At 67.4% G+C, this 16,685-nt stretch carries 14 protein-coding genes; 7 read left to right on the top strand and 7 right to left on the bottom strand.

The features are described 5' to 3' along the window. Positions 1–170 precede the first annotated feature (170 nt). Together coaA and HMPREF9056_RS14090 are read left to right on the top strand one after the other, a co-directional pair. Entirely contained in the window at positions 171–1,154 is a 984-nt protein-coding gene (gene coaA / locus HMPREF9056_RS05585) for a type I pantothenate kinase (RefSeq protein WP_009403659.1), read from the top strand. Positions 1,155–1,499: 345 nt separating this feature from the next. Then, positions 1,500–1,652: a hypothetical protein gene (locus HMPREF9056_RS14090; RefSeq protein ID WP_216593602.1), complete on the top strand. Its 153-nt coding sequence runs from the start codon at positions 1,500–1,502 to the stop codon at positions 1,650–1,652. Between the two features lie 39 nt (positions 1,653–1,691). Here HMPREF9056_RS14090 and HMPREF9056_RS13600 read toward each other — a convergent pair whose 3' ends face one another. After that, the gene (locus tag HMPREF9056_RS13600; protein ID WP_009403656.1) at positions 1,692–2,813 is read right to left on the bottom strand and encodes an alpha/beta fold hydrolase; all 1,122 of its coding nucleotides are present in this window, start codon (positions 2,811–2,813) and stop codon (positions 1,692–1,694) included. Continuing rightward, positions 2,785–3,225: a helix-turn-helix domain-containing protein gene (locus HMPREF9056_RS13595; protein ID WP_087942211.1), complete on the bottom strand. Its 441-nt coding sequence runs from the start codon at positions 3,223–3,225 to the stop codon at positions 2,785–2,787. The genes HMPREF9056_RS13600 and HMPREF9056_RS13595 overlap by 29 nt, the downstream gene beginning before the upstream one ends. 267 nt (positions 3,226–3,492) lie before the next feature. On the opposite strand from HMPREF9056_RS13595, the gene HMPREF9056_RS05580 reads away from it, so the two are divergent. Both HMPREF9056_RS05580 and HMPREF9056_RS05575 read left to right on the top strand, forming a co-directional pair. Beyond that, positions 3,493–4,566 (top strand): daunorubicin resistance protein DrrA family ABC transporter ATP-binding protein, encoded by a 1,074-nt coding sequence (locus HMPREF9056_RS05580; protein ID WP_009403652.1) that lies wholly within the window; start codon positions 3,493–3,495, stop codon positions 4,564–4,566. Next, positions 4,563–5,399, top strand: coding sequence for an ABC transporter permease (locus HMPREF9056_RS05575; protein WP_009403650.1), 837 nt, complete (start codon positions 4,563–4,565; stop codon positions 5,397–5,399). The genes HMPREF9056_RS05580 and HMPREF9056_RS05575 overlap by 4 nt, the downstream gene beginning before the upstream one ends. A gap of 17 nt (positions 5,400–5,416) precedes the next feature. Here the strand turns inward: HMPREF9056_RS05575 and HMPREF9056_RS05570 are convergent, their stop codons facing one another. The 5 genes from HMPREF9056_RS05570 to truA form a co-directional block, all read right to left on the bottom strand. After that, positions 5,417–8,596 (bottom strand): AAA family ATPase, encoded by a 3,180-nt coding sequence (locus HMPREF9056_RS05570; protein WP_253269949.1) that lies wholly within the window; start codon positions 8,594–8,596, stop codon positions 5,417–5,419. A 122-nt stretch (positions 8,597–8,718) separates the two neighbouring features. Further along, positions 8,719–10,080 (bottom strand): phosphoglucosamine mutase, encoded by a 1,362-nt coding sequence (gene glmM, locus HMPREF9056_RS05565; RefSeq protein ID WP_009403646.1) that lies wholly within the window; start codon positions 10,078–10,080, stop codon positions 8,719–8,721. 294 nt (positions 10,081–10,374) lie between these two features. Continuing rightward, positions 10,375–10,869 carry a 30S ribosomal protein S9 gene (gene rpsI, locus HMPREF9056_RS05560; RefSeq protein WP_009403645.1) on the bottom strand — a complete coding sequence of 165 codons (495 nt, stop codon included), beginning with the start codon at positions 10,867–10,869 and terminating at the stop codon, positions 10,375–10,377. A gap of 43 nt (positions 10,870–10,912) precedes the next feature. After that, the gene (gene rplM, locus HMPREF9056_RS05555; protein WP_009403643.1) at positions 10,913–11,356 is read right to left on the bottom strand and encodes a 50S ribosomal protein L13; all 444 of its coding nucleotides are present in this window, start codon (positions 11,354–11,356) and stop codon (positions 10,913–10,915) included. Between the two features lie 258 nt (positions 11,357–11,614). Further along, complete coding sequence (truA, locus tag HMPREF9056_RS05550; protein ID WP_172635242.1) at positions 11,615–12,502, bottom strand: tRNA pseudouridine(38-40) synthase TruA; 888 nt, start codon at positions 12,500–12,502, stop codon at positions 11,615–11,617. Positions 12,503–12,663: 161 nt separating this feature from the next. On the opposite strand from truA, the gene HMPREF9056_RS05545 reads away from it, so the two are divergent. The 3 genes from HMPREF9056_RS05545 (at position 12,664) to HMPREF9056_RS05535 (ending at position 16,655) form a co-directional block, all read left to right on the top strand. Further along, positions 12,664–13,419 (top strand): ROK family protein, encoded by a 756-nt coding sequence (locus HMPREF9056_RS05545; RefSeq protein ID WP_034513983.1) that lies wholly within the window; start codon positions 12,664–12,666, stop codon positions 13,417–13,419. 188 nt (positions 13,420–13,607) lie between these two features. Further along, entirely contained in the window at positions 13,608–15,158 is a 1,551-nt protein-coding gene (locus HMPREF9056_RS05540; RefSeq protein ID WP_034513981.1) for a Re/Si-specific NAD(P)(+) transhydrogenase subunit alpha, read from the top strand. 12 nt (positions 15,159–15,170) lie between these two features. Further along, positions 15,171–16,655 carry an NAD(P)(+) transhydrogenase (Re/Si-specific) subunit beta gene (locus HMPREF9056_RS05535; protein WP_009403625.1) on the top strand — a complete coding sequence of 495 codons (1,485 nt, stop codon included), beginning with the start codon at positions 15,171–15,173 and terminating at the stop codon, positions 16,653–16,655. The last annotated feature ends 30 nt before the right edge of the window (positions 16,656–16,685 follow it).

The following is a 16,685-nucleotide window of genomic DNA, read 5'->3' as shown; positions in this document are numbered from 1 at the left end:
GGGCCACGTTGGTGTGATGTCGGTGTTCTCCAAAAGACTCCTCGGACCGGGCCTCGCATGTCCCGTTACCGATCTCACGGTTGATATCCGAGTCGATACCCCGCAGATACTCCGCCGAGTCCGCTTCGATTCTCAGGGATTGTCCGCAGAGCACCTCTTTTTGCGACACTGTGTCGGTGATCTCCGAGCTGAGCGGACCGAGCGACCTGGGTATCCCAGGTGCCTCGCCCTATATCGAGCTGGACCGCGACCAGTGGTCCGCCCTGGCATCCTCGGCGCCACTGCCGTTGACCCAGGCCGACGTCGAGAAGCTGCGGGGTCTGGGAGACCCTATCGACCTGGCCGAGGTGGATGCCGTCTATCGCCCGCTGACCGCGCTGCTGGAGGACTACATCGCCACCTCGCGCGAGCGCGCGCACCGCACCGGCGCCTTCCTGGGGGTGAACGAGCCACCTACGCCCTTCGTCGTCGCGGTGGCCGGATCGGTCGCCGTCGGCAAGTCGACGACGGCGCGACTCATCGCCCACCTGCTCACCCGTTTCCCGGACACGCCCCGAGTGGACCTGGTGACCACCGACGGTTTCCTGCTGCCCAACCGGGTCCTTGAGGAGCGCGGCCTCATGGCCCGCAAGGGCTTCCCCGAGTCCTACGACCGCCGCGCCCTGCTGGACTTCGTGGCGGCCGTGAAGTCCGGCAGCGAGCGCGTCCAGGCACCGGTCTACTCCCACACGGTCTACGACATCGTGCCGGAGCGGCACGTCACGGTGGAGCGTCCCGACATTCTCGTCCTGGAGGGGCTCAACGTCCTCCAGCCCGCTCCGCGAGGCTCCCGGCCGGGGGCCTCGACCCTGGCGGTGAGCGACTTCATCGACTTCTCGATCTACGTCGACGCCGACCCGGGCGACATCCGCCGCTGGTACCTGGACCGGTTCCTCACTCTCAAGCACACGGCCTTCACCCAGCCGGGCTCCTACTTCCGGCGCTTCGCCGAGATCCCCGACGACGTGGCCCTGGCTGGGGCGAACGAGATCTGGGAGAGCGTCAACCTGGTCAACCTGCGCGAGAACATCGCCCCTACCCGTGGCCGGGCCACCCTGGTCCTGACCAAGGACGCCGAGCACCGTATGAGCCGGGTCCTGCTGCGCAAGTCCTGACTCCTCATCGTCATGCTGTGACCGAGGCGGGCGGGGCGGTCGGCCCATGGCCAGTGGCCCGAGGCTCGCGAGTACCGCTTGGTCGCTGCGGTAGTTCCCAGCACGCACCACCAGGAGTCAGAAGGGGGGACGGATGTCCACATCTGTAACAAAGGCTCAGATCGTTCTCGTACTGACGGAGCGCAACCGCATGATTCCAAGGCCTTCATCACAAGACTTGGGGGCTGGAAGTCCTTTGTCACAGATCCGGACACCAACAGGTAGATTCCTCCGAAGAGTCCGGCGCAGCGGACCTACCAGGTCCCCTCGATCAGCGCGCCACCGAGCAGCCCATGGCCTCCACCAGTGATGCTCACCCGGGTGGTCGGGACGATCCGGGAGACATCGATGATCGTGGGCTCGCGCGGCGTTGATCTGAGGCGCTACCGCAGCGAGCTGCTCACCCACCGGCTGCCGACGTCACCCAGCGTTAACAGCGTGATGGCGGCGCCGATCTAAATACTCAGAAAACACTCATATCCCGCTCCTGCGACAAGATTAACGAAGATCGTCGACAGCCTTAATAAAAACCTCTGGACGTTCAGAGTGAATATCGTGACCGCTTTTAATGTTGTCAACCAGAGTATTACGAGAGAGAAGCGAATGAACATGCGACGCGTCACGATCATCCATGGCACCGAGCAGCACACCACGATCATCATAGTAGCCCCGCATGTTCGACGGATGAGCAGCATGCAAAAGAATTGACGGACAGTGCACAGCTTTCAGTGTCTCAACCTGATCAAAACCGGTGAACCACGAGAAATCATAAAAGGTCTCACCGAACCGCAAATCGTAAGGGCCCGTACTATCCTGTAAATTCGCCGTCAAATCGAAGAACTCATTGACATGTAACTCAGGAGGATAGTACCAAAGACGCGGTATTTCGCCGGGATGGCGCCTCATGCAATCAAGGGCAGGCCGTTTAACAAACGTATCAAAGTTCTTTTGTCCAAGAACTTGCGCAAGATAGGTATGCTCAAGCGAGTAACGCGTAAAATTTCGTTCACCACTGCGTAAAAAATGATGCATGTCGCGAAACCCGAGCCAAGCAAATGTCTTCTCAGCCCTACCAGGCTCAGTCGCAAAGAATGGCGCATCCTCAATCAATAGACCCGTAACAAGCTGTGGAGCCCTGGCGGCAACGATGGTCGCCAACAGACCCCCCGAAGAGTGACCGGAGATCAAGACAGGAGACTTGACGACATGCCGAATAAACCACACGAAATCAACTGCATTCTTGATCGCCGTATAATCTGCGGTATTTTTGCTCGATCCACCATGGCCATAACAGTCGACCGCAAACACGTGATAGCGTTGAGACAGTTCCCCGAGCACCGCACTATAGTCCCTCCACGTTGTTTGCTGACCGTGAACCAACATGAGCGGCGAACCATTGCTCGGTCCCTCACCATAGTGAATGATTGCGCCGCCTGGCAGCTCTACCCGCCTTTCAACAAAGCCAGCACGACGAACAACTGTCTCAGCAGCCCGATCATACGTCATATTTCGATGAGCATAATAAGTCACACCACCCCCGAGCAAGCCAAGCACGGCGCCAACGATTATCAGCGCACGCATCCCCTTTCGCTTAGTTTTCAGTATTTTCATGCGCCGCATGATGATCTCCTTCCACGTGACGAGCAGCCTGCACAAAGAACTGCGTATCCATCAAAGCAAGCCCCCGATCGATGTCGCCGATAAGTAGGAGCTCGTCGCCGGGCTTAATGTTGAAAACTTTTCTGGCGCGCACTGGAAGCGTGAGTCTCCCACCCGGATCGATCACAACGGTGCCAAATATGTATTTGCCGGGACGATCAAGCATGGCGACAAATGAAGTTTCCCCGTTGACAAGATCGTCGATCGCAACATCGAACACCTGCGCTAATCGAATACATGAGGAAATGTCGGGATTACCGCCCGGCGCCTCCCACTTGGCAATGGTTTGCCGAGAGACACCGACCTTATTTGCCAACGCTTCCTGAGTCCAGCGATGCTTTTTGCGCAAGCTTGCGATGTTGCCGCTAATCATGACTGAATCGTAAAACGACATACCATTGTCGTCAATCAAGCAAAACAGACATAATGAGGTCTGCATGTCAAAAATAGTGGCATCCACACCTGTTTGAATCACACCAGAAGGTGGATCGCGGAGAAATCAGGAAAATGCATTCCTCGAAGGAAAGGTACGTCCTCGATGTCGGGCATGAAACCGTGGAAGAGCAGGATGAAACGGCGTGAAACCGGGTGGCGTCGCGGTGAAGCCGCTGTGAAACCGCCGGGGGCCAGCCTTGCCGGCATGACATCGCGAACAGCAACCAGAGCACCCTCACCATCCCAGTCCCCGGCGATCAGGACCGATGGCCTGACGCGGACCTTCGGCTCCTTCACCGCCGTCGACTCCCTGAATCTGGAGATTCCCGCCGGCATCGTCTACGGCCTGCTCGGCCCCAACGGAGCCGGCAAGTCGACGGCGCTGCGCATGATCACCACCCTGCTGGCACCCACTCGCGGTCGGGCAACGGTTTTGGGGCACGACGTCGTCCGCGAGCGCCATGCGGTGCGCAGCCTCATCGGGGTGACGGGCCAGTACGCCAGCGTCGACGAGATGCTTACTGGGGTGGAGAACCTGCGGCTCTTCGGGCGCCTGCTGGGGCTCGGTCGACGTCGGGCGCACGAGCGGGCCGACGAGCTGCTGGCCGCCTTCAGCCTGACCGAGGCAGGCGGCAAGCGGGTGAACAGCTACTCCGGTGGGATGCGGCGTCGGCTGGACCTGGCCGTCTCCCTCATCGCCCAGCCCCCGCTCGTCTTCCTGGACGAGCCCACCACCGGTCTGGACCCGCGCACGCGTGAGCAGATGTGGGACGTCATCCGCTCCCTGGTGGAGGGCGGCTCGACGATCCTGTTGACCACCCAGTACCTGGAGGAGGCCGACCGCCTGGCCCACCGGGTCGGCATCATCGACACCGGTCGGCTCATAGCCGAGGGCACGCCCGACGAGCTCAAGGACCGGGTGGGCAGCAGCTCACTCGTCCTGACCCCGGCGGCACCCGAGAACCAGACCGCGACCGCCGAGATCATCGAGCGGATCACCGGCCGTGCTCCTGCGATCGTCGACCAAGGCGCTCATCTGCAGGCACCGCTGAGCGAGGCCTCGGTGGCCGCCGAGGTGCTCGTTGCCCTGCGCGACGCGGGTCTGTCCCCCAGAACCATCTCGGTGGACCGCCCCAGCATGGACTCGGTCTTCATGGCCCTGACCGGCCGGCCCCATGAGGACGACGAGGCGACCTCGCCCGGCTCCTCCGCTGCGCCGTCGGCGCCCTCGCCCGCTTCCCCATCCGCCCGTCCTTCAGACGTCAAGGAGCAGTCATGACCGTCCCAGCAGCAACCGCAACCACGCCGTCCAGCACCACCTTCTCCCCCGGGGTCTCTCGTTTCAGCGAGGCACGGCTCGTCCCGGACACCCTTTCCATGGCCTGGCGCTCACTGATCACCATGGTGCGCAACCCCGGGGAGTTCTACGACATCCTCATCCAGCCGGTGATGTTCACCGTCCTGTTCGGCGAGCTCTTCGGCGGCGCCATCGCCGGGGACGTCAAGGCCTACCTTCCGACGATCGTCCCTGGGCTCGTCATTATGAATGCCCTGACCACGAGCCAGAGCGTGGGGGTGGACCTGCGCGAGGACATGGACAAGGGTGTCTTCGACCGATTCCGCACCATGCCGATGTCGCGAATCGCGCCGGTCCTGGGCCCCATGGTCTCCGACGTGCTGCGTTACCTCATCTGCACCTCACTGACGGTGCTCACCGGTTACGTCCTGGGGTACCGGCCTGAGAACGGCTGGTCGGGGACGATCGGCGCGATCGCCCTGGCGGCGGGCTGCGCCTGGGCGATCGCGTGGACCTTCCTGTTCCTGGGGACGGTCTTCTCCTCGGCCCAGGCGGTCACCTCCTTCACGGTGATCGTCCTGTTCCCCCTGACCTTCCTGTCCAACGCCATGGTGCCCACCTCGACGCTGCCGGGCTGGCTCAAGGCCTTCGTGCGCCACAACCCGGTCTCGCACATCGTCGACGGCGGCCGCTACCTGCTGGACGGGACAGCGGGCTCGGCCGGGGACGTACGCGCCGCGATCATCGGCTCGCTCCTGGTCCTGGCCGTCATGGCGCCTCTGACGGTCTTGCGCTACCAGCGGCGCAACGCCTGAGCCCGCACATCGGAGATTCAGCCGGTCTCGCCCGCCAGACGGCGGGCGAGACCGGCAGCGTGCGCAACCAGTTGAGCACGGTCCAGGGACCGGATCCTCTCCCCGGCCTGAACCAGCGCCCGGGCGTCGAGCTGCTCGGTGCGGGTGCGCAGGTAGCTGTGGGAGAGCAGGCGGCAGGTCTGGTTTGTGCCCACGGCGAGGGCGGTGGTGATCAGCTCGGCCCCTACTGACCGCCGATCAGAGCCCGCATCCTCAGCAGCCACGACGGACAGGCCGACGGCCGCGGCGAAGGCCATGATCGTGGGAATGTCGCGCTGCCGCGGAGCGGGATCGGAGAGGATGTCGTGCAGCAGAAAGGCGGCTCGGGCGCGGATGGCGCCGGCATCGAGCTCGACGGCGTCGTCGGGTCTGAGCTCGACGTCGGTGACCAGGCACATGCTCAGGATGTAGAGCTCCCACTGGGATCCGGATCCCAGGATGGAGCGCCAGTGCCCGGCATAGCGCAGGCTCACGCGCTGGACGAGGGCGGCGGTGCGCACTCGCCCGCGGGTGAGCTCCAGCTCGCCGCGCACGGAGCGGGCGATGAAGCGCATGGTTCCCGGCAGGTCGACGGACTCCAGACTCTCCAGCAACCTGTCTGCCGCCTCGGGACGAGGATCGAGGTAGACCGCGCAGTAGGCCCCCTCGAGTCGCAGTGTCGTACGGAAGAACTCACTCCAGCTGGGCAGGACCCGGTCCAGGAGCACCTGGGCTCGCGTGCACGCCTCAACGACCTGGCTGTAGCGCCCCAGTGACATGAGAACCTGCAGCCGGTGGAGGTGCAGCTCGAGCAGGTGAATACCGGCCACGTCATTGCCGTGGAACCGATCCAGGAGGGCCTCGATGGTCTCCAGGGAGGCCTGGGGGTCGCCGTCGTCCTCCTGTTGAGCGGCCAGGCAGCGGGTCGCCGCCCAGGCGACCCAGGGGTCGGCGTCACGGGCCAGCTCGGGCCACTGCTCGTCACCCGCACGCAGGAAGCGCCTCACTCGGGAGAACGGCCCCTCGCCGTTGAAGGAGGCCGGCAGCAGGGAGCGGACCTGGGTGGGCATGTGACTCAGGAGCCCGAACAGGGTGACGCACAGGGACAGGACGCTCAGCCCCGCCTCGTTGCCGCGCAGGTTCTGGGCCGGTTGGACGGCAGGACCGATGAGGCGCGAGCCGTAGTCAGCGATGCGCTCATAGCTCCAGGTGACGCTCCACAGTCGCATGAGTGCAGCGCCGATGAAGCAGATCGCGTCACGCAGGTCCGCCGACAGGCGATCCGAGCCGTAATCATCGGCCCGTGCCAGAAGCCGGTCGAGCTGCTGAAGGATAACGGCCTCATTGTGGGCGACCTCCTGGAAGAGGCGGTCGTGGTGGCGCGACTCAGGGTGACTGACGTCGCCGAAGTCGCCGGCGTCGATGGGGAAGCGGATCTGGGAACACAGGTCCACCGCCCACTCGTGCAGGGCCGCCCGGGCCGCCACCTCGTCACCTGAGGCGGACAGCTGCTCGAGGGCGAAGTCACGGACAGTGACGAGCATATGGAAACGGGGCAGGCCGCGGTCGCGTACCACGAGCAGGGAGTGGGAGACCAGGGCATCGAGGAGGTCGGCGGCCTGCGCACCGACAAGCGCCTCCGCGGCGGCGAGGGTGAAGCCGTCGGCGAGCAGGGCCAGGCGCGCCATGGCGCGGCGCTCGGCGGGGTCGAGCAGGTTCCAGGACCACTCGATGACCGCTCTCAGGGTGCGCTGACGGGCCGGCGCGTCACGTGCGGCGGTCAGCAGATCGGGTCTGCCGGGCAGCCGCTCGGCGACCTGACCGACCGACAGGCTGCGGGTGCGCGCGGCGGCCAGCTCGATGGCCAGGGGAATGCCGTCCAACCGCGTCAGGAGCTCAGCCAGATCGTCATCGTTGATGACCTGGCCGGGGCGAGCGGCCAGAGCGCGGGCGCGGAAGAGCTCGGCCGCCGAGACGGAATCGAGCGATTCGAGGCGATGGACGTGCTCCGCGGCCAGATCGAGGGGGCGGCGCGAGGTCGCCAGGACGCGCAGGTCGGGGCAGGCGCCCAGGAGCGGCCCGACGAGGTCGGCGACCTGGTCGGCCAGATGCTCGCAGTTGTCCAGGACCAGGACGGTTCCAGGCTGGGCGAGGGCGGCGGCCAGGGCGCGGCGCGGGTCGCCGTCAGCCGCTCCGGGGCCTCCGACGGCGTCGAGCAGGACCCTGGTCAGATCGGCCCCGGGTGATACCTCGGCGAGGGCGACGACGTAGACGGCAGGGCGACGGCTGCGGGCCGCCACCACCTGGGCCAGGGTCGTCTTGCCGACCCCGCCGGGACCGGTGAGCGTCACCAGCCGGCGGGTGCTCAGGGCCTTGAGAACACCGGTCACGTCCGCCTCCCTCCCCAGGAAGTGCTCGGGCTCGGGCTCCAGGCCGCGGCGCACAGGGCTCTCGGCGGCCAGAACGGCCTCGTGGGCGGCGCGCAGGGCGGGTCCCGGCACGGCTCCCCGATCGCGCAGCCGGCGGCGGTACTGCTCATAGATCTCCAGGGCCGCGGCGGGTGAGCGGGCCCAGGACTCGGCGCGCATGAGGGCGGCCAGGACGATCTCGTCTCCAGCGTCTCGCTGGGCGGCCTCGCGCAACAGCTCTGCGGCCCGCTCGTGCTCACCGGTGGCCTCCAGGGCGAGCCCCCGGTCGCAGCGAGCAGCCTCGGCCAGGGCAACGGCGCGCTCCCGCAGGCGGGATAGAGGGGCGGGTCCGGCTCCGACGGCATCGCCGGCCTCGCAGTGAGCGGGCACCTGGGGCAAGGAGCCGGTGAGGACCAGAACCTGGTCCCACTGCCCCTCGACGGCACGGGTGCGGGCCCGCTCCGCCCGGTCCGCCAGGTCGCAGACATCGATCTGCGCCGCCGGCAGCGCCAGCCGGTACCCGTCACCGAGACGCTCGACGACGCCCTCCCCCACCACCGCCCGAACCCGGGAGACGACGACGTGCAGCGCCCGCAGGGGCCGGGCCGGGACGTCGTCGGGCCACAGGGCCTCGATGAGGATGTCATCGCTCACCCGGGTCTGCGGGCTCGCAGCCAACACGGCGAGCAGATCGAGGGGCCTCCCGCTCAGGGCCGTGCCGCGCCAGGTCGGCGGGTCCGTCAGGAGGGCCAGCGAATAAGGAGGCTTCACGGGCCTATTCTCCCCCATCGCACCGGGCCGATGGCGTCAATGATGAAGGGCCGGTCGCGACGCCGGCCACCGCTGTAGTGGCCACGCCTGCGACCGGCCCCGAGGAGGAACCTTCCGTCAGCTCACAGGCTGAGGTTGCTCTTGACGGTGTCGGCCAGGGATCGGGCCACGCGGTCGGCCTCCTCCTGGGACGCCGCCTCGACCATGACGCGCACAAGAGGCTCAGTACCCGAGGGCCGCAGCAGGACGCGGCCGGTCTCGCCCAGCTCCTTCTCCGCGGAGGCGACGGCGTCCTGCACGGACTGGTTGGTGCTGACGGCCGCCTTATCGACGTTCTTGACGTTGATGAGCGTCTGGGGCAGGCGGGTCACGACGCTGGCCAGCTCGGCCAGGGTCTTGCCGGTGCGCTTGACTCGCGCGGCCACGTGCAGGGAGGTGAGCACGCCGTCACCGGTGGTGGCATGGATAGTGTCAATGACATGGCCGGACTGCTCTCCGCCCAGGGTGTAGCCGCCCTGGAGCATCCGCTCGAGCACGTAGCGGTCTCCCACCCCGGTCTGAACGGTGCGGATGCCGTGCTCGCGCATCGCCAGGATGAGGCCGAGGTTGCTCATGACGGTGACGACGAGCGTGTCGGAGCCGAGGGTGCCGTCGGCCTTCATGCCGATGGCGAGCATGCCCATGATCTGGTCGCCGTCGACGAGCTGTCCGTCGGCGTCCACGGCCAGGCAGCGGTCGGCGTCGCCGTCGTAGGCCACGCCCATGTCCGCGCCGACGGCCTTGACATAGTTCTGCAGCTGCTCGGGGTGAGTGGAACCGCAGCTGTCGTTGATGTTGAGGCCGTCAGGGGAGGCATTGATGACGATGACCTCGGCGCCGGCGGCACGCAGTGCGGCCGGCCCGACGACGGAGGCGGCTCCGTTTGAGGCGTCGACGACGATGCGCAGCCCGGACAGGTCAGTGGCCGCGGAGTCGACGAGGTGGTTGATGTAGTTCTGGTCGGCGACGGTCTCGCCCTTGACAACGCGACCGACGTCGGACCCGGTGGGCCGGCCGTCAACCTTGCCCAGGAGGGACTCGATCTCGTCCTCGACGGCGTCGGCGAGCTTGTAGCCGCCGCGGGCGATGAACTTGATGCCGTTGTCCGGGAAGGGGTTGTGGGAGGCGGAGATCATGACGCCCAGCTCGATGTCCTGGGTTGCCGTCAGGTGTGCGATCGCCGGGGTGGGCAGGACGCCCACGCGTGTGACGTCGATCCCGGAGGAGGCCAGCCCCGCGCTGATGGCGTGGTCGAGGAACTCTCCGGAGGCACGGGTGTCGCGGCCCACGATGGCGCGGGGACGACCGCTGCGGGTGCGCCGGGTGGCGGTCGTGTCCTTGGTCAGGACGCGGGCCGCAGCCTCACCGAGCTGTACGGCCAGAGTTGGCGTGAGCAGGTCGTTGGCCAGGCCGCGTACGCCGTCGGTTCCGAAGAGACGAGCCATGGAAATCCTCCTGAAGGGTGACGAAACATGACCATCCTGCCACGGGCCGCGCGGTACGGGGGCATGACGACCGAAGCGCAGGGAAGGTCTGATGTCCTCCCGGGAGCTCGTCACGGAGGGGTCCCGCCCGAGATCCCGCCCATCGGCGGCGGCCAGTCGGATCATCCTGCGATGTCAAGGCCGCTCGCGGCAGCCCCTGACAGATGACGATGGCGGCCGTCCCGGAGAGGGGACGGCCGCCATCGTGCACAGCGGGCGAGCGGGTCCAGTCGGTCCGACCGGGACCGCGCCGGATCAGCGCTTGGAGTACTGGGGGGCGCGGCGGGCCTTGTGCAGACCGGCCTTCTTGCGCTCCACGATGCGCGAGTCGCGGGTGAGGAAGCCGGCCTTCTTCAGGGTGGCGCGGTTGGCCTCACGGTCGATCTCGTTGAGGGCGCGGGCGATACCCAGGCGCAGGGCACCGGCCTGGCCGGAGACGCCGCCGCCGTTGATGCGGGCGATCACGTCGAAGCGGCCCTCGAGGTCCAGGATGGTGAAGGGGGCGCGCACGAGCTGCTGGTGCAGCTTGTTGGGGAAGTAGTCCTCCAGGGAACGGCCGTTCAGCGTCCACTGACCGGTGCCGGGAACGAGGCGCACGCGGGCGACAGCCTCCTTGCGGCGACCCAGGCCTGAGCCGGGGGCGGTGATGGACTGGCCGCGCCCCGGGGCGGCCTCCTCGGTCTCGGTGGTGTAGCTGGAGGGGGCGTTCTCCTCGTCCAGCGCGTCGATGTCGACAGTGGTCTCAGCCACGATATGTCCTTTGCTTGTCGCGAGGTGCCGAGCGCGGGAGCGCTTACTGGGCGACCTGGGTGATCTCGAACGGCTTCGGGTTCTGGGAGGCGTGCGGGTGCTCGGCACCTGCGTAGACCTTGAGCTTCTTGAGCTGGGCGCGACCGAGCTTGGTGTGCGGAACCATGCCCTTGATGGCCTTCTCGACGGCGCGCTCGGGGCGAGTGGCCAGCAGCTCGCGGTAGGAGACGGCGGTCAAACCACCCGGGTGGCCGGAGTGGCGGTAGGCGAACTTCTTGTCTGCCTTGCCGTTGGTAAGGGCCACCTTGTCGGCGTTGATGACGACGACGTAGTCGCCGCAGTCCTCGTTGGGCGCGAACTGGGGCTTGTGCTTCCCACGGAGCAGGGTGGCGGCCTGGGCCGCGAGTCGACCCAGGACGACGTCGGTGGCGTCAATGACGTACCAGTTCTTCTCGACGTCGCCGGGCTTCGGTGTATACGTGCGCACGGGCGTTGCCTTCGTTTCTCTTGGCGAGTGGGCACGCCGAAGCGCGGTGAAGCATTCGCAGTTCGGCGAGACCACCATGGTCAGGTGAGTGGTCGGAGCACAGGCGATCCGGGGCGAGTGGGACGGCACCGCGGACACGCGCACGTGTGCTGCACGACGATTGCCAACAGTACCGGGCGGTCCATGGGAGGGTCAAAAGGTGCGGCTTTCCAGTTCCGTGAATCGCACCACGCGGCCCACCTGTCACTGAGCGCGCTGTCAGCAGGTCAGGCGGCGGGTGGCCCGGGCACGCTCAGCCTGGGCGGCGAGCTCGTCATCGGCCGGGTAGACGACCTCCTCCAGGGTCAGCCCGTGCGGCGGGGCGACGGGGGCGGCGCCGTCACGACTACGAGCGGCCAGGAGCTCATCGGGCCAGGCGGCGGGTCTGCGTCCCTGCCCGACGGCGAGACCGGCTCCTACCAGGGAGCGGACCATGGAGTGGCAGAAGGCGTCGGCGACGACGGACAGAGTCACCAGCCCTGCATCCGGTCCGGCCGCGACTCGCCGCCACTCCAGGGCGCGCAGGGTGCGGATGGTTGTGGCCCCCTGGCGGGGCTTGCAGTAGGACAGGAAGTCGTGCTCGCCGAGCAAGGGCTTGGCAGAGGCCTCCATGGCCTCGACGTCGAGCCGGTCCGGCAGCCACAGAACGGTGGCACGCCGGGCAGGGTTGCGAGGAGCGTCGGCGTCGGCGATCCGATAGGTGTAGCGGCGGGACAACGCCCCGAAACGGGCGTCGAAGGCCTCCGGCACGATGCGCGCCCCGGTGACGACGACGTCGCCGGCTCCACGCGGGGTGCGCGGCAGGCTGGTCTGCGCCTCACGAGCCAGGACCCCCGCCATTCGAGTCAGCAGGGCGGCCTCGGGGAGGCGGTCGGAGCGTCCGGGCAGCGCGGCCCAGGCCTCGGGGCTCACGTCGAGGTGGACTACCTGGGCCGCGGCGTGGACACCGGCGTCGGTGCGACCAGCCACCGCAAGGCGAACGGGCTCGCGCAGGACGGTGGCCAGGGCGGAGGTGAGGACTCCCTCGACGGTACGCAGACCGGGCTGGGCGGCCCACCCGGAGAAGAAGGTGCCGTCGTAGGCCAGGTCGAGGCGGATGCGTGGCATGTCCCTATTGAACCGCACGGGTTTCTCGAGATGCAGCATGCGGTACAGGCCTGGGCTGCACAGACGCTCTCGGCAACCATCCGCGCCGCGCAGCTCTCGAGTCGTCGCCCGCCCCACTGCCTCTCTCCCAGGAACTATGCACTTCCACTAGGCTCGCCGCCGTGAGCACAACGACTCTGTCCGTGGACTGCGGCGGCGGCGGCATCAAGGCCTCGGTGCTGGATCGCGAGGGCAACATCATCTCCCGCGCCGTGCGCACCCCGACCCCCTACCCGCTACCGCCGACGAAGCTGGTGGAGACCATCGCCTCACTGGCGTCCCAGCTGCCGGGCGCGGACCGGGTGACGGTGGGGATGCCGGGCATGATCCGCCACGGGGTCGTCATCGCCACGCCGCACTACATCACCAGGGACGGCCCGCGCTCCAGGGTTCTGCCCGATCTGGTGGAGGCCTGGGCCCGCTTTGACATGGGCACCAGTGTCTCGAAGGCCCTGGGCATCCCTTCTCTGGTCCTCAACGACGCCGAGGTCGCCGGGGCCGGTGTCGTCACCGGCCACGGACTGGAGATGATCGTGACCCTGGGCACCGGCCTGGGCAACGCCGTCTTCGACAACGGCGTCCTGGCCCCTCACGTGGAGGTCTCCCAGGGTCCGGTGCGCTGGGGCCTGACCTATGACGACTACATCGGCGAGCACGAGCGGCTGCGCCTGGGCGACGCCCACTGGTCGCGCCGGGTACGTCGCGTCGTCGACGCCCTGCGCCCCATGTACCTGTGGGACCGCCTCTACCTGGGTGGCGGCAACTCGCGCCGGATCACGGCGACCCAGCTGGCCAAGATCGGCGACGACGTCGTCGTGGTCCCCAACGAGGCCGGCATGACCGGTGGCGCCCGCTGCTGGGACATGACCCGCCCCTAATCGCCCTTGTTCCATCCACCGTCAGTGCCTTCGCGCACCGCGTGCGGGCCGTTTCTTTGGTCCGTCTCTCCGCCCACGTCACCGGACCGACACCAACAGTCCCTTGCCGCAGACCTCACCACCTTCTATCTTGCCGATAGTTTCTTGTGAGGTGCTGCGACGGCACCCGTGTCGTGCAAGGAGGCACTATGCGTATCGGAGTCCCCCGCGAACCTGCGGATCAGCCACGCGTCGCTGCGAGCCCGCAGACAGTGGAGCGGATGATCCGCATGGGCTACGAGGTCCTGGTCGAGCGCGGCGCCGGGACGCGGGCACAGTTCCCCGACGACGCCTACGAGGCCGCCGGGGCCCAGTCAGCCAGCGGCGTCCGGATCTGGGGCTGCGAGGTCGTGGTGAGTGCCTCGGCGCCCACCGAGGAGCACCTGGCGCTCATGACCCGGGGCTCGGTCCTCATCTGTCGGTTGGACCCGGCACGCCGGCCCGAGCTCCTCGAGGCGCTGCAGGAGCGGAGCATCACCTGCATGGCCCTGGACGTGGTCCCGAGGATCTCGCGGGCGCAGTCGCTGGATGTGCTCTCCTCGCAGGCGAACCTCGCCGGCTACCGGGCCGTCATTGAGGCGGCCTCATACCTGGGCAGGCTGTTCAGCGGGCAGGTGACCGCCGCGGGCAAGTTCCCACCCGCGACTGTCTACGTCATCGGTGCGGGGGTGGCCGGGCTGTCTGCGATCGGGACGGCCTACTCCCTGGGCGCGCAGGTACGCGGCTCCGATGTGCGCCCCGAGGTCGCCGATCAGGTCCGGTCCATGGGAGCGCAGTTCGTACCACTGCCCAGCGCCCAGGAGGTGTCCTCCGACGGCTACGCCAAGGAGATGCGCGCCGATCAGGCGAGCGCGGCCAACGCACTCTACGCCCAGCAGGCCGCCGAGTCCGATGTCGTCATCACCACGGCGAGCATTCCGGGCCGCCGCGCGCCGGTGCTCCTGGACCGCTCCGCGATCGAGGCCATGCGCCCCGGATCGGTCATCATCGACATGGCCGCGGCCACTGGCGGCAACACCGAGCTGACAGCGCCCGGCGAGGTGGTCACCACCGACGGCGGCGTCACGATCGTGGGGCACACGGACCTGGCGGGGATGCTGCCCGCGCAGGCCTCCCAGCTCTACGGGCGCAACATCGTCAACCTGCTGGCTCTGCTCACCCCGACCGAGGACGGCGAGCTCGTCGTGGACCTGGACGACGAGGTGGTCCGGGCTATCACAGTCACCCACGACAACGAGCTGCTGTGGCCACCTCCCCAGATCCAGGTCTCGGCCGCTCCAGCCCCGGGCCACCCGGCACAGGCGAACGCCGACGACGCAGCCACACAGGAGGCCGCCCGCGCAGCCCGGGCACTCTCGCGCTCCCGGCAGTGGCTAGGGCTGGCCGCGGTCAGCCTCGTGGCAGCAGCCCTGGTGCTGGTGACGCCATCGGCCGCCACGAGCCACTACATCGTGCTCATGCTCTCAGTGATCCTGGGCTTCCACGTCATCTCCAACGTGACCCCGGCCCTGCACACGCCGCTCATGTCGGTGACCAACGCGATCTCGGGGATCATCCTGATCGGGGCGATCTCGCAAGTCGGTCACCCCCACCCGGTCATCAGCGCCATCAGCCTGGCCGCGGTGGTCCTGGCCACGATCAACATCGTCGGCGGCTTCGCGGTCACCCACCGCATGCTCGCCATGTTCACGAAGGACTGAGGTGAGGACCGGATGATGACTCAGATGCCGATCCTGACGCCGGCTGCGTCGTCGAGCACACTGATCGCCGCCACGCCGTCTCTGCCCTCACCCGTGGTCCTGGCCTACATCGCCGCCGCGATCCTGTTCATTCTGGCCGCGGCCGGTCTGTCCCGCCATGAGACCGCGGTGGCAGGCAACGTGGCGGGCGCCGTCGGCATGGGAGTGGCGGTGCTCGCCGCCATCGGCCTGGCCCTGAGCAACCAGCCCGCGCGGGGCGTGCTGCCAACACTGCTGCTCATCGTCATGGGGCTGGCCCTGGGCTCGGTCATCGGGCTGGTGGTGGCCAGGCGCGTAGCCATGACCGGGATGCCCCAGCTCATCGCCGCGCTCAACGGATTGGTGGGGCTGGCAGCCGTCCTGGTGGGCTACAACTCCTACGTCTCCCCCGACGCCCTGTCCGCCTCTCTGGGAGCCTTCCACCTGGGCGAGGTCTTCCTGGGCGTGTTCGTCGGCGGGGTGACCTTCACCGGCTCCGTCCTGGCGGCCCTCAAGCTGGCCGGCCGCGTACCGGGGCGCCCGATGACGCTACCGGGCCGCAACCTGCTCAACCTCGGGGCGCTCATCGTCTCCCTGCTTCTCATGGTGGGGTTCATGGCGGCACCGGCCGGCTCCAGTACCGGCTGGGCCTTCCTGGCGGCGATGACGGTGATCTCCCTGGCACTGGGCACTCATCTGGTGCTGGCGATCGGCGGCGGCGACATGCCGGTAGTCGTCTCGATCATGAACTCCTACTCGGGGTGGGCCTCCGCCTTCACCGGCTTCATGGTGGACAACGACCTGCTCATCATCACCGGGGCGCTGGTGGGCTCCTCGGGGGCATACCTGTCCTACCTCATGTGCCAGGCCATGAACCGTTCCTTTGTCTCGGTGCTGCTGGGCGGCTACGGAACCGACTCCACCGGCGCCGCCGCGGGCGGCCCTCAGCACGAGGGATCGGTGGACGAGACCAGCGCCGACGAGGTGGCCCACCTGCTGCAGAACGCCCGACGCGTGGTCATCACCCCCGGCTACGGGATGGCCGTCGCCCAGGCCCAGTACCCGGTGGCCACCCTCACCGAGATGCTGCGCTCGGAGGGTGTGGAGGTCACCTTCGGCATCCACCCGGTTGCGGGCCGCCTGCCCGGACACATGAACGTACTGCTGGCCGAGGCGAAGGTCCCCTACGACATCGTCCTAGAGATGGACGAGGTCAATGACTCCTTCGACGACGTCGACGTCGTTCTCATCATCGGCGCCAATGACACCGTGAATCCAGCCGCCCAGGAGCCGGGCTCACCGATCGCGGGCATGCCGGTGCTGCACGTGTGGGAGGCAAGCCGAGTCATCATCTTCAAACGGTCCATGGCCACCGGCTACGCCGGGGTGGACAACCCGCTCTTCTTCCGGGAGAACGCCTCCATGCTCTTCGGCGACGCCAAGGGCACCGTCGAGGCCATCATCCGGGCCCTGGAGTAGGAGGCGCCAGGATCCAGGAGTCACTTGTGT

The organism is Actinomyces sp. oral taxon 170 str. F0386 (assembly GCF_000195595.1).
GTDB lineage: Bacteria > Actinomycetota > Actinomycetes > Actinomycetales > Actinomycetaceae > Actinomyces.
The sequence above is the reverse complement of the archived record's forward strand: the minus strand, read 5'-3'. Positions and strand labels throughout refer to the sequence as shown.